At 68.2% G+C, this 13,059-nt stretch carries 13 protein-coding genes; 8 read left to right on the top strand and 5 right to left on the bottom strand.

The annotated features are described in order from the left end of the window. Positions 1-255: 255 nt before the first annotated feature. Genes tsaB through tsaD form a run of 3 tightly spaced genes read left to right on the top strand, consistent with a single transcriptional unit; the run spans position 256 to position 2,443 of the window. On the top strand, positions 256-921 hold the full coding sequence (tsaB, locus tag ACLARN_RS02950; RefSeq protein WP_409489747.1) for a tRNA (adenosine(37)-N6)-threonylcarbamoyltransferase complex dimerization subunit type 1 TsaB: 666 nt from the start codon (positions 256-258) through the stop codon (positions 919-921). Further along, a complete protein-coding gene (rimI, locus tag ACLARN_RS02945) occupies positions 918-1,397 on the top strand; it encodes a ribosomal protein S18-alanine N-acetyltransferase (RefSeq protein WP_409489746.1) in 480 nt (159 codons plus the stop codon). The genes tsaB and rimI overlap by 4 nt, the downstream gene beginning before the upstream one ends. Next, positions 1,397-2,443, top strand: a complete 1,047-nt coding sequence (tsaD, locus tag ACLARN_RS02940) for a tRNA (adenosine(37)-N6)-threonylcarbamoyltransferase complex transferase subunit TsaD (RefSeq protein WP_409489745.1) — start codon at positions 1,397-1,399, stop codon at positions 2,441-2,443. Before rimI ends, tsaD begins: the two co-directional genes overlap by 1 nt. Here the strand turns inward: tsaD and wecB are convergent. From wecB to ACLARN_RS02925, 3 genes are all read right to left on the bottom strand, one after another. Continuing rightward, positions 2,440-3,591, bottom strand: coding sequence for a non-hydrolyzing UDP-N-acetylglucosamine 2-epimerase (wecB, locus tag ACLARN_RS02935; protein ID WP_409490004.1), 1,152 nt, complete (start codon positions 3,589-3,591; stop codon positions 2,440-2,442). The two genes, tsaD and wecB, sit on opposite strands and share 4 nt — an antisense overlap. 107 nt (positions 3,592-3,698) lie before the next feature. Further along, the gene (locus tag ACLARN_RS02930; RefSeq protein WP_044855691.1) at positions 3,699-3,878 is read right to left on the bottom strand and encodes an LPXTG cell wall anchor domain-containing protein; all 180 of its coding nucleotides are present in this window, start codon (positions 3,876-3,878) and stop codon (positions 3,699-3,701) included. 21 nt (positions 3,879-3,899) lie between these two features. Further along, positions 3,900-4,676 (bottom strand): choice-of-anchor P family protein, encoded by a 777-nt coding sequence (locus tag ACLARN_RS02925; protein WP_409489744.1) that lies wholly within the window; start codon positions 4,674-4,676, stop codon positions 3,900-3,902. Positions 4,677-5,101: 425 nt separating this feature from the next. On the opposite strand from ACLARN_RS02925, the gene xrtP reads away from it, so the two are divergent. Further along, positions 5,102-5,605: an exosortase P gene (xrtP, locus tag ACLARN_RS02920; RefSeq protein WP_409490003.1), complete on the top strand. Its 504-nt coding sequence runs from the start codon at positions 5,102-5,104 to the stop codon at positions 5,603-5,605. Next, positions 5,605-6,993 carry a glycosyltransferase gene (locus tag ACLARN_RS02915; protein ID WP_409489743.1) on the top strand — a complete coding sequence of 463 codons (1,389 nt, stop codon included), beginning with the start codon at positions 5,605-5,607 and terminating at the stop codon, positions 6,991-6,993. Before xrtP ends, ACLARN_RS02915 begins: the two co-directional genes overlap by 1 nt. Positions 6,994-7,008: 15 nt before the next feature. Here the strand turns inward: ACLARN_RS02915 and ACLARN_RS02910 are convergent, their stop codons facing one another. Further along, positions 7,009-8,904, bottom strand: coding sequence for an N-acetylmuramoyl-L-alanine amidase (locus ACLARN_RS02910; RefSeq protein ID WP_409489742.1), 1,896 nt, complete (start codon positions 8,902-8,904; stop codon positions 7,009-7,011). A gap of 143 nt (positions 8,905-9,047) precedes the next feature. On the opposite strand from ACLARN_RS02910, the gene ACLARN_RS02905 reads away from it, so the two are divergent. Next, positions 9,048-9,710, top strand: coding sequence for an HAD family hydrolase (locus ACLARN_RS02905; protein ID WP_409489741.1), 663 nt, complete (start codon positions 9,048-9,050; stop codon positions 9,708-9,710). Positions 9,711-9,798: 88 nt separating this feature from the next. Here ACLARN_RS02905 and ubiA read toward each other — a convergent pair whose 3' ends face one another. Further along, a complete protein-coding gene (gene ubiA, locus ACLARN_RS02900) occupies positions 9,799-10,668 on the bottom strand; it encodes a 4-hydroxybenzoate octaprenyltransferase (RefSeq protein WP_409489740.1) in 870 nt (289 codons plus the stop codon). 318 nt (positions 10,669-10,986) lie between these two features. Between ubiA and groES the strand changes: the two genes are divergently transcribed. Together groES and groL are read left to right on the top strand one after the other, a co-directional pair. Continuing rightward, positions 10,987-11,280, top strand: coding sequence for a co-chaperone GroES (groES, locus tag ACLARN_RS02895; RefSeq protein ID WP_007031106.1), 294 nt, complete (start codon positions 10,987-10,989; stop codon positions 11,278-11,280). Positions 11,281-11,380: 100 nt separating this feature from the next. Next, on the top strand, positions 11,381-12,994 hold the full coding sequence (groL, locus tag ACLARN_RS02890) for a chaperonin GroEL (protein WP_409489739.1): 1,614 nt from the start codon (positions 11,381-11,383) through the stop codon (positions 12,992-12,994). The last annotated feature ends 65 nt before the right edge of the window (positions 12,995-13,059 follow it).

Below are 13,059 nucleotides of genomic sequence, written 5' to 3'. Positions count from 1 at the left end.
GTGTGGCCCTCGCTGGACGGACCGTACCGCGCATGTCGCCCCCACCCCTGCGACCTGCTTCACACCCCTCCTCGCTCCTGCCACCGAAGTGCGTTTAGCCCCCTAATCGCGATCTGGGCCGGGGTCTGCGGGCGGCACGGAGGGAGCGACTTTAGCCCCCTAATCGCGATCCGGCGGCGGGGGAACGGCCACGGCACCGGATCGCACTTAGGCCGCTAAACGCGGCGCGCGGGCCTGGTCGTAGGCTGGGTAACCGTGCTGGTACTGGCCATCGACACCTCGACCCCGGCGGTCACCGCGGGCCTCGTCGCCCTCGACGGCGACACGCTCGAATCGCGCGGCGACCGCGTCACGGTCGACCCGCGCGCGCACGGCGAGCTGATCACGCCCCACGTCCTCGAAGCGGTCAAGGCCGCGGGCGTCACGCTCCGCGATCTCGACGCCATCGTCTGCGGCGTCGGCCCCGGCCCCTACACCGGCCTCCGCGCCGGCATGGCTACCGCCGCGTCGCTCGCCCACGCCCTCGGCATCCCGGCCCACCCGGTGTGCAGCCTCGACGCGATCGCCGCCGACGTCGCCCCCGGCGAAGCGCCCTTCCTCGTCCTCACTGACGCGAGGCGCCGCGAGGTCTACTGGGCCGCGTACGCCGCCGACAGCACCCGCACCGACGGCCCGCACGTCCAGCGCCCGGCCGACCTCGAGACCACCATCAAGGTCGCGGCGGGCGACGGCGCCCTCCTTTACGCGGACGCCCTCGGCGTTCAGCCGATCGAGCCGCGCTTCCCGTCACCCCTCGGACTGGTCAAGGCCGCCCGCGAAGCACTCCAAAGCGGAAGCGAGCCCGCCCCGCTCACCCCGCTCTACCTCCGCCGCCCCGACGCCGTCGAACCGGCCGCGCGCAAGAAGGTGACCACGCCGTGAGGCTGGAACCCTTACGCCGCAAGGATATTCCCCGCTGTGTCGAGATCGAGAAGATCCTCTTCCCCGGCGATTCGCCATGGAACGCGCACGCCTTCCACGCGGAACTCGACGCCGGCGGCCACTACCTCGTCGCGCGCCTGGACGAAAGCGACGAGGTCATCGGTTACGCCGGGCTCGCCGTCGTCGGTCGTCGCGGCGACTACGAGGCCAGCATCCACACGATCGGCGTCGACCCCGACAACCAGCGCAAGGGCATCGGCACCACGCTGCTGAAAGCGCTCCTCGACCGCGCCGACGAGCTCGCCGCGCCGGTGTTCCTCGAGGTCCGCACCGACAACGACGCGGCGATCACGCTCTACGAGCGGCACGGTTTCGAACGCGTCGGCCTCCGGAAGCGCTACTACCAGCCCTCCGGCGCCGACGCCTACACGATGGCCCGCCCGCGGGCCCAGGTCCGAGACGAGGTGGCGGGCTGATGCCACGCATCATCATGGGCATCGAGAGTTCGTGCGACGAGACCGGCGTCGGCCTCGTCCGGCTGCACGACGACAACACGGTCGAACTCCTCGCCGACGAGGTCGCCTCCAGCGTCGACCAGCACGCCCGCTTCGGCGGCGTCGTCCCCGAGGTCGCCAGCCGCGCGCATCTGGAGGCCATGGTCCCGACCGTCGAGCGCGCCTTCGACAAGGCAGGGCTGAAACTGTCCGATGTGGACGCCATCGCGGTGACCGCCGGACCCGGTCTCGCCGGCGCCCTCTTGGTCGGCGTCGCCGCGGCCAAGGCGTACGCCGCCGCACTCGATATCCCGCTCTACGGTGTCAACCACCTGGCCGGGCACATCGCCGTCGACACGCTCCAGCACGGGCCGCTGCCCGAACGCTGTCTCGCCCTGCTCGTTTCCGGCGGCCACACGCAATTGCTGCTGGTGGACGACATCGCGTCCGGGATCACCGAGCTCGGGTCCACTGTGGACGACGCGGCTGGCGAGGCCTACGACAAGGTCGCCCGCGTGCTCGGCCTGCCGTATCCCGGTGGTCCGCCCATCGACAAGGCGGCCAAGAACGGTGACGGCACGGCGATCGCTTTCCCCCGTGGCATGACCGGACCCCGTGACGCCAAGTTCGATTTCTCCTTCTCCGGCTTGAAAACCGCCGTCGCGCGCTGGGTCGAGGGCGCCGAGCGTCGTGGTGAGGAGATCCCTGTCGACGACGTCGCCGCGTCGTTCCAGGAGGCCGTCGCCGACGTTCTCACCAGGAAGGCGATCTGTGCCGCCAAGGAACACGGTGTGGACACGCTGGTGATTTCCGGTGGCGTGGCGGCGAATTCACGGCTGTCCGAACTCGCCGCCGAGCGCTGCGCGGAAGCCGGGATCACCCTGCGGGTCCCGCGGCCGCGGCTGTGCACGGACAACGGCGCGATGATCGCCGCGCTCGGCGCGCACGTGGTCGCCGCCGGCCGCCCGCGCGCCTCGCTCGACTTCTCCGCCAATCCGGCGCTGCCGGTCCAGATCGTCTCGATCTAGCGCAGTTCGGCGCCGGTGCGCGGCACCGGGGCGAGGTTGAGCAGCTCTTCCAGCGCGGCCACCGACAAGGCGGCGGCATTGCCGTCGCCGTAAGGGTTTCCGGCGTGCGTCGGATGGAGATCGCCGCGCAGGATCTTGGCCGCGGTGTCGGCGATGAGACCGGTGTCCGTCCCGACCAGCCAGGCGCAGCCCGCCTCGATGGCCTCACGCCGTTCGGTGACGTCGCGGAGCACGAGGACGGGTGTGCCGAAAGTCGGCGCCTCTTCTTGGATACCACCGGAATCGGTCAGGACGAGTTCGGCCAGCCGCAGGGCGCGCACGAGATCGGGATACTCGAGCGGTTCGGTGATCGTGACCCGCGGCGTCCCGCCGAGCGCGGTCACGACCTGCTCCCGCACGGCCGGATTCGGGTGCACCGGGAACAGGATCTGGACGTCGTTGTGCTCGGCGACGATCAGTTCGATGGCCGCGAGCGTGCGGCTCAGCGGCTCACCCCAGGACTCACGCCGGTGCGACGTCACGAGGACGAGGCGCTCGTTCGCCTCGGCGATTTCCATCTCCAGCAACGCGAGCGCGGTGTCCCGCGCCGGGAGATCACGTTCGGCGATCGCGATCACGGCGTCGACGACGGTGTTCCCGGTGACCGCGATCCGTTGGCGTGCAACACCTTCCGTGCGTAGCGCGGCCGCGGCGCCCGGCGTCGGCGCGAGGTGCAGGGCGGCGACGCGTGAGATCATCTGCCGGGTGCCCTCTTCGGGGAACGGGGCGGCGAGGTCGTGCGTGCGCAGTCCCGCTTCGAGGTGCACCACCGGGATACCCAGCCAGAACGCGGCGAGCGCGCCCGCCAGCCCGGTCGTCGTGTCGCCTTGCACGACGACCGCCGCCGGGGAGACCCGTCGCAGCAGCTCGTCGAGCGCGGGCAGCAACCCGGAAACCAGTTCCGCCTGTGTGCCCGTGGTTCGCGGCGGGGTGTCGAGCCAGGCGTCGACCGGCAGGCCGAACGGGATCAGCGCCTGCTCGACCATGCCCTGATGCTGTCCGCTGTGGACAACAAAGGGCCGAAGGCGCGGGTGCTCCGCCAGCGCCAATGCCAGCGGCGCGAGCTTGACCGCCTCCGGCCGGGTCCCTGCCAGCAACATCACATCCACGCGTTCGCGCTCCTCATCCACGGGTTCGAGTGTCCCGGAAAACCCGGGTGATGGCCGCCGGCGTGCGAGAGGCCCACGCCGGCGGCCGTTCTGCCGAAGGGGAGCGATCAGCTCCCCACCTTGCCGAGCCGTTTCGTGCGGCGGTAGCCGGCGATGACCGCGATGGTTCCGAGAACCAGCAGGATCACCCCGACGGCCAGCCACCAGCCGACGTCGGCCCCGGTGGCGGCGAGGGCACCCACTCCGCCACCGGCGACGCCGACTCCGGCGCCAGGCAACTTGTACATTTCGACCTCACTTCACCCTGGTCAGGCGGTGGTCACGGAGCGACGGCCGCGGACGACGCGGATACCGACCGGAACGGCGATGGCACCGAGCAGGCCGAGTCCGATCCACAGCCCCGCGCCCGAAGCCATCGGCACCGGCAGGCCTGCCGGACCGCAGGTGGCGGACGAGACGATGACGTCACCGGAGCCGAGTGGGGTGAGGGCGTCGCCGAGCAGCTTCACGTGGATGGCGTTGACCGTGAGGCTGCCGTCGGGGTTCTTGATTTGTTCGTTGAGGATGATCGTCGCGACGTTGACGGTGCCGAGACCGACCTTGATCTGCGTGTTCGGTGCCGGTGTCGCGTCGACCGTGCCCGCGCTGCCGAAGTTCGCCCCGACCAGGTTGGTCGCGCCCTGCACACCCTGCTGGGTCGCGGTGCAGGTGGCTTCGACGGCCTTGACGCCGACGTCGCCGAGAGCGGTCTTCAGCAGCGGCAAGCCGACATCGGCGGTGCTGGCCTTGGCGGTCACGGCACCGGAGTTGTCATCGCGCTTGGCTTCGGTGTTGATCGCGCCCGCGGTGAGCACACCGGGGAGGTCGACCTTCGCGAGGCTGTTGGTGGTCGGCCCGGAGGTCTTCGCTTCGGCGAGCGGCCCGGCCTTCACCGCGTCGAGGCCGAGGAGCTTCACGTCGACCTTGACGCCATACGCGGAGCCGTCACCGGGGGCCGCCGAGGCTGGCGCCGCACCGGCGAGAGCCACGCTCACCACCACAGCGGCGAGCAATCCGCCTCGTCGCAAGAGGTGTGTGTTCTTCAACTGGTCCTCCGAATTGATTCGTGGGGTTTTCTCTCATCTACGGACGGCACTTGGGCGCGACCGTTGCGGACGAATCCTCAGCTGGCCTGACTCGGCTCGCAGATCGTCTATCGCCGAGTGTTTCCCAAATTGAACAGGAAACTTCGAGGACCACCGGATCGGGTGGTTTCACGGCAAAATCACCCAGGCAAAGGTGATATCACTCGTTCGGCCTAATCAGTTAGTCCACGATCGTGCCGAAAGGGGCAATGATCGCTTTGGAAATGCGAGCCCGGTCGGAAGGTCCGGCTTCCACCCACTTACTCTCGTCGGCGAAGTCTCTGTCGGCTTCGTCGAATCCTGTCGTCCGCTGCGTCTTTCCTGAGAGGGTCACCGTGGCCGTTGCGAGTGCTCCTTTGCCGAGTTCGAGCCGGTTTCCGCTGCGTATCGCGGTACTGGCGGTCATCGCCATCGCGGTCGGCCTGGTGCTGGCCGAACGCCTGTACCGGGTGTTCGAAGTGCACCTCGCGGGGTTGATACTGAGGGTCATCACCACATCGGGTGTCTTTGTTGTCGGTGAACGTGAGACGGTCTACTTTGGGTTGTCAGGCGATACTCCACTCGGGTTGCGAATGACGCCGGAATGCTCTTCGGCATTCATGTTGCTGCCGCTGTTACTGGTGACCGCCGCCATGTTGTATTTCCGTCCGAGAAACGCGAAGAGGCTACTATCCTCGTTGGCGATTTCCGCGATCGTGGTCATTCTTGTCAATCAGATGAGGGTTTTGGCGATCGTCGGACTCGTGAACATGCTGGGTATCGACGAAGGCTATTACTGGGGACACACTTTGCTCGGTTCGATGGTCAGCGTCCTCGGCGGCGCGATCGCACTCGTGCTGTTCGTCTGGCTGAGCACCCGTAAGCCCCGTGCCGAGCGAGAGGCCGTCTGATGGGCGGCGGTTCGCTCAAGATCCTGCTCGCGATCACCCAGGCCTTCGCGCTCACCATGAGCGTCGCGTTCATCGTTTACGTGGTCGTGATCGTCGTGCCGTACCTGCGGCGCAAACCCGCGCCCGTCGGTGACACCGCCGACTACACCTGGCACTTCTTCGTCCCGTGCCGCGACGAGCAGGCCGTCATCCGCGAAACGGTGCGGTACCTGCGTTCGACGTTCCGGCACGCGCACGTCTGGGTCGTCGACGACGACTCCGAGGACCGCACGGCCCGCGTGGTCAAGTCGATCTGGCGGCGCAACGGCGGCTACGACCCGTATCTGCACCTCGTTCCCCGGCGCCGCCCGGAGGCGAGGACGGGCAAGGGTGACGCGCTCAACGCCGCCTACCAGGCGCTCAACGACTGGATGGGCCCGGACGCGAGCCGTGAGGACGTGGTCGTCGTGGTCGTCGACGCGGACGGCCGTCCGGCGGAGAACTGTCTCGAAGTGTGCGCCGCGGACCATTTGTTCGGCGACGAGAGGATCGGCGCGGTCCAGCTGGACGTCTGGATGGGCAACGCCGACAGCCGCCCGCCGGGGAAGAACTGGTTCTCGCGCGCCTTCGGGCTGAAACTGGCTCAGATGCAGGATCTCGAGTTCCGTACGGCCATCGCGGCGATCCAGACCTCGCGCGGGTTCACCGGCACGATCTCCATGGGCGGCAACGGTCAGTTCACGCGACTGTCCGCATTGGACTCGATCGCCGGGACGGACGAACAGCCGTGGCGCGGTTCGCTGCTGGAGGATTTCGAACTCGGCGTGCACCTGCTGACCGCGGGCTGGCGGACCGGCTACACGCCGGATTCCCATGTGAAGCAGGAAGGTTTGTACAGCCTGCGCCGATTCCTGGTGCAGCGCACCCGCTGGGGCCAGGGCACGATGCAGTGTTCACGGTATCTGCGGCGGATCTGGGATTCGCCGCATGTGAGCACACTGGGCGCCGCGGAGATGATGTACTACCTCGCGCAGCCGTGGATGCAGTTGCTCGGCTCGCTGCTGTACCCGATCCCGTTCCTGCTGCTGCTCTTCGGCGCCGCGGGGGATCCGGGGCAGATGTGGACCTGGTTCGCCGACGACGGCGCGTGGATCCTGTTCGCGATCTACGGCTCGTTCGGGCTGCTGCCGTTCGTCGTGTGGGGCCCGATCTATCAGTTTAAATGCCTGAAGAGCCGCAATCTGCTGCGCGGGCTCGGGATGGGCTTCGCCTACGCGCTGTACATCTACACGTTCTACATCACGTCGTGGCGGGCGCTGTTCCGCTTGGTCCGCGGCCGGAACGGCTGGTCGAAGACGCGGCGGAACACCGAGCACGCTCCCGGGGTCAAGGTCGCCCTCGACTCCTGACCCCGGGACCGGCGGTCAGAAAGCGGGCAGGATCCGGACGTCGTCCGCCTTCACGAACGCGACGCGATGCCCGAACTGGATCTGCACGTAGCGCGTCTTTCCTTTGACGACAACGTGATTGGCCGGATCGAACGTCGTCGCCGAGTAGTACTCGGATCCGAGCACGTTGCCTGCCGAGTACCGCTGCCCCGCTGAGAAGGTGTAGGGGAGCGGGATGACCTGCTGCACCGGCACGTTCGCCGGATAGGCCTCGGGCTCGGGGTACGCGCGCCCGAACACCGGCACGGTCGCCAAGCCGGGCTTCGGGGTGACGACCAGGCCGAACGCCGGGCTCGTCGTGCGCGCGTCGCGGAACCAGCCCTTCTGGCCGAGGTACCAGATCGCCGTCCAGCCGTCACGTCGCTCGGCGACCACGTACCGCTGGCCGGTTTCCGCCCGGCTGCCGATGTCGGAGACGGCCATCGTGCTCGCCGAACCGTCCGGCCGCAGGCCGATGTCCTTGAGCAGCGGCGCCGAGTCGGTCGGCTCGCTTCGCAGCACGACCGAACCGGAACCCCTTGCCGGGCAGGGCTTTCCGCCGGTCTCGCAGCCGGTGAACGCGGGCTGGTTCGTCGCGAAGTCCGGCGTGATGGTCACCAGCGGCGAACCGGGACGGCCGAAGCCGGACAGCGGTGCGCCCATCAGGTCGAAGTAGTGCGACCAATCCCAGTACGGGCCCGGATCCCAGTGCATCCCCCTGATGGTCGAGGGGATCGTGCCAGGAACGTTGTCATGGCCGAGGATGTGCGCGCGGTCGAGCGGGATGTCGTACTTCCGCGCGAGGTAGCCGACGAGCTTCGCGGAAGTGCGATACATCGCCTCCGTGTACCAAGTTCCCTTCGCGGCGAAGCCCTCGTGCTCGATGCCGACGGACTTCGCGTTGACGTACCAGTTGCCCGCGTGCCAGGCGACGTCCTTGGTCGGCACGTGCTGCGCGATCTGGCCGTCGGACGAGCGGATCGTGTAGTGCCAGCTCACGTACGTCGGGTCGGTGACAAGGTCCATCGCCGTGTCCCAGTAACCCTCGGTGTCGTGGATGATGATGTATTCGACCTTCTGGCTCTTCGGCCGGTTCGCCTTGTCGTGGTTGCCGTAGTCGTTGTTCGGCAACTCCTGGTACGGCGCCGGTACCGAAAGGCACGAGACCTTCTTCGGGCACTCGGCCTTCGAGGTGTCGGCCTGTCCGCGCGGCGGGCTCATCGGCGTCGCGGCGAGGGTGACGCTCTGGCCGTCGTCGGTCTTGCGGCTGACGCCCTTGGAGATGGTGTCGAAGACTTCGTCGGCGAAGGCCTGCGCGCCTGCCGCGTCCTTCGCGCCGCTGTAGCGCGCGACGGCGGCGTTCCAGTCGCCGGTTTCACGCTGGTACTTCGCCAGCAGAGCGGCGCCACCGCGGATGTTCTGCGTGGTGTTCGTGCGCAGCGTCGCGACGTCCTGGCCGATCAGCCTGGACGCCTCGTCGATGGTCTGGAGGCCGGGCGGGGGAGGCTTCGGCGCCGGTGTCACCGGGAGTTTCGCCTGGCGCGCGTCGTCGCCGCGCGGATCCTCCCCGCCTTCGTCGTGATGCGTGCCGGTGCCCGCTTCACGCAGATCGGTCAGGTGCATCGGGCCGTAACCGGCGGACGTGCTCGGCGTGCCGGCGTTGAAATCCCACCGCGACTCCAGGAAGGAGACGCCGAGCAGGACGTTCTCGGGAACACCGAACTCCTGCGCGGCGGCCGCGAAGTCCCGCTGGCGTTGCTGATCCGCAGGGGCTGCTTCGGCGGGGACTGCGGCGAGAAGGCCCGCGGTGAGGGTGAGGATCGCGAGTCCGGCGGTCCGTTTCGGGCGGCGCCGGCGCGGTAGGAGGGCAACGGGACGGAAGGGACGCGGCATGGGCGTGTACCCCCAGTGTCTAGGTCTGCTGTACAGGACCGACCCCAATGGTCGGAACCTAACCAGAAACCCGCCCCTTCCGTAAGGTCCGTCCAGGACTTGCGTTTAGCCCCCTAATCGCGATCCGGTGGCAAGGTGGGGGCATGGCTGGGGTGAAGGAGCTTTTGCAGGAGAAGGACCATGTCTTCCTCGACTTCGACGGTCCGGTGTGCGACGTGTTCGCGAAGTTGCCGGCGAGCGAGGTGGCCGACAGGCTCAAGCGACTCGTCGGGCCCGATCTGCCTCGTGAGGTGAGCGCTTCGGCGGATCCGTTCGACGTGCTCCGGTACGCGGCTACGTGTGGCCCGAACGCCGCGCACGTCGTCGAGCGGCAGCTCAGTCGTCTGGAGAACGAGGCTGTTTCGTCGGTGTCGCCCGCTCCGGGTGCCGTGGAGGTGATCCGCGAGTGGGTCGCGCAGGGGTTCACGGTGACGATCGTCAGCAACAACTCCGTCGAGGCGATCCGGGCGTTCCTGACCGTGCACGAACTCGTCGAGCAGGTCCGCCGGATCAGTGCGCGGGCGTCGAGCGACCCCGCGCATTTGAAGCCGCACCCGACCCTGATCGAGGCCGCGGTGAAGGCCCTCGGCACTTCGCCCGGGAAGTGCGTGATGGTCGGTGACTCCGCCGCGGACGTCCTCGCCGCTCGCGCCGCCGGAGTCGCTACGGTCGCCCTCGCGACTACGTCGGCGAAGCGCCGGTCCCTCGCCGCCCTGCGCCCCGATGCCCTGGTGAGCGACCTCACCGACTTGCGTTTAGCCCCCTAATCGCGATCCGGCGGCCGCGCTGCCTCCCGGCTGCAGCCCCAGGGCCCCGACTTGCGTTTAGCCCCCTAATCGCGATCTGTAGGGGCGCTCACCAGAGGGAATTCGCCAGCAGGCCCAGGAAGAGCACCAGCCCGACGTGGTTGTTGCTCATGAACGCCCGGAAGTAGCCGTCGCGCTCGCGTCGCGCGATCAGCCTCTGCTGGCGGACGAACAACGCGCCCGCGATCCCGACGGCGAGGTAGAACTCCCAGCCGAGCGAGCCCACTCGACCGACCATCGCCATGAGCACCAGCATCGTTCCCTGCAGAACGCCGATGGCCAGCCTGTCGTGGCGGCCGAACAGGATGGCCGTGGATTTCACGCCGATCTTCAGGTCGTCGTCCCGGTCGACCGCGGCGTACAGCGTGTCGTACGCGACCACCCACAGGAGATTGGCGAGGAACAGCAGCCAGCAGATCGGCGGCAGGGATTCCCCGGCGGCGGCGAAAGCCATCGGGATCGACCATCCGAACGCCGCGCCCAGCACCACCTGCGGCAGATGCGTGTAGCGCTTCGCGAACGGGTATGCGCACGCGAGCGCCAGTGCCACCACCGACAGCAGAACAGTGGTGACGTTGAGCGTCAGCACCACCAGGAAGGAGAGCGACACCAGCACGGCGAACAGGTAGCGAGCTTCTCTCGCCGTCGCCGCACCGCTGGGAAGCGGACGGTGCGCTGTTCGCTTCACGTGACCGTCGAACCCGCGGTCCGCGTAGTCGTTCACCACACAGCCGGCCGCGCGCATCAGCCACACCCCGGCCACGAAGGTGGCGAGGAGCCACGGTGACGGCTCACCGGCCGTCGCGATCCACAGCGCCCACAGCGTCGGCCACAAGAGCAGGAGCGCGCCGATCGGCTTGTCCGCCCACATCAGGCGCAGGTACACCGGCAGCTTGTTCCGCTCAAGGAGCGGCAGCATCTTCGTCCCCCTCAGCCCGACCGCAGGTCACAAGCTAGTTCCGTGACCGTCCGCGCTGCCCGGACTCGGGTCTAAGAGACAAGGAGCTCTAGCCGGACGGGCATGCGCATGCGGAACCCTGGCGGAACAAAACGGCCGGTCAGGCAGCTGGACACGGCATTTTCGCGAGGTGAGCGGACCCTCCTTGCGAAGCTGGCACTCACATGGCTAGAGTGCTAATTGCACGGCCCGAACACGCCCCGGCACCCGCGACGGCGGGGGTGGTAGGAGCCGTAACTCATCCTGCCAACGCTTTCGACGACCGTGGAGGTCAACCCGGTGAGCGTGAACATCAAGCCGCTCGAGGACAAGATCGTTGTCCAGACGAGTGAGGCCGAGGAGACGACCGCTTCCGGTCTCGTCATCCCCGACACCGCCAAGGAGAAGCCCCAGGAGGGCAAGGTTCTGGCCGTGGGCCCGGGCCGCATCGACGACAAGGGCAACCGCGTCCCGCTCGACGTTTCCGTCGGCGACGTCGTCATCTACTCCAAGTACGGCGGCACCGAAGTGAAGTACAACGGTGAGGACTACTTGATCCTTTCCGCTCGCGACGTGCTGGCCGTCATCAACTGACGTCCGCTCTCAGCGCATGACGCCCCGGGCCCCGCATTGCCGGGGGACGGGGCGTTCGTGTTTTCCGAGCTTTAGAACTGGAAGGTAAGCGGAACACGCCATGCCCAAGCAGATCAGTTTCGACGAGGACGCTCGTCGCGCGCTCGAGCGCGGGGTGAACAAGCTCGCCGACGCGGTCAAGGTCACCCTCGGCCCGCGCGGTCGCCACGTCGTGCTCGACAAGAAGTTCGGTGGCCCGACCATCACCCTCGACGGCGTCACCGTCGCTCGCGAGATCGAGCTCGATGACCCGTTCGAGAACCTCGGCGCCCAGCTCGCCAAGAGCGTCGCCACCAAGACGAACGACGTCGCCGGTGACGGCACCACGACCGCGACAGTGCTCGCCCAGTCGCTGGTGAAGGTCGGCCTTCGCAACGTCGCCGCCGGTGCCAACCCGACGGCCGTCGGCCGCGGCATCGAGGCCGCCGCGGAGAAGGTCATCGCGATCCTCAAGGAGAAGGCGACCCCGGTCAAGGGTCGCGACAACATCGCCCAGGTCGGCACCGTCACCTCGCGTGACGCGGCCATCGGCGCCCTGCTCGGCGAGGCCGTCGAGCGGGTCGGCGAAGACGGCGTCATCACGATCGAGGAGTCGTCCACGCTGGCGACCGAGCTCGTGATCACCGAGGGTGTGCAGTTCGACAAGGGCTTCCTATCGGCGCACTTCGCGACCAACCCGGAGGAGCAGAAGGCGATCCTCGAGGACGCCTACATCCTCCTGGTCCGCGAGAAGATCTCGGCTCTTGCCGACCTGCTCCCGGTGCTGGAGAAGGTCGTCGAGGCCAAGAAGCCGCTGCTGATCGTCGCCGAGGACGTCGACGGCGAAGCGCTGTCGACCCTCGTGGTGAACTCGCTGCGCAAGACGATCACCGCCGTCGCCGTCAAGGCGCCGTTCTTCGGTGACCGTCGCAAGGCGTTCCTGGACGACCTCGCGGTCGTCACCGGCGGCGAGGTCATCTCGGCCGAGATCGGGCACAAGCTGTCCGAGACCACGCTCGCCCAGCTGGGCGGCGCCCGCCGGATCGTCGTCACCAAGGACGACACCACGCTCGTCGACGGTGCCGGCACCAAGGACGACATCGCCGGGCGTGTTTCGCAGATCCGCAAGGAGATCGAGAACACCGACTCCGACTGGGACCGCGAGAAGCTGCAGGAGCGGCTGGCGAAGCTCGGCGGCGGTGTCGCGGTGATCAAGGTCGGCGCGGCCACCGAGACCGAGCTCAACGAGCGTAAGCACCGCATCGAGGACGCCGTGGCTTCGACCAAGGCGGCCGTCGAAGAGGGCATCCTGCCCGGCGGTGGCTCGGCGCTCGTGCACGCGGTCAAGGAGCTCGACGGCGGCCTCGGCCTCGAGGGCGACGAAGCGACCGGTGTGCGCATCGTCCGCGACGCGCTGTCCGCCCCGCTGTTCTGGATCGCGACCAACGCGGGCCACGAGGGTGCGGTCATCGTGAACAAGGTCCAGGAGCAGAGCTGGGGGCACGGCTTCAACGCCGCCACCGGTGAGCTCACCGACCTGCTGGCCGCCGGCATCGTCGACCCGGTCAAGGTGACCCGGTCCGCGGTGGCGAACGCCGCCTCCATCGCCCGGCTCGTGCTCACGACGGAGAGCTCCATCGTCGAGAAGCCGGCCGACGAGGAGCCCGCCGCGGCGGGTCACGGTCACGCGCACTAGCTCCATCTGTTCCACCACGAAGCGGGGCGGCACTCCACACGGAGTGCCGCCCCGCTTCTTTGTCC

Source organism: Amycolatopsis sp. cmx-11-12 (assembly GCF_046269425.1).
In the GTDB taxonomy this organism is placed as follows: domain Bacteria; phylum Actinomycetota; class Actinomycetes; order Mycobacteriales; family Pseudonocardiaceae; genus Amycolatopsis.
Note: the sequence above shows the minus strand (reverse complement) of the source record. Positions and strands in the feature narration are given on the sequence as shown.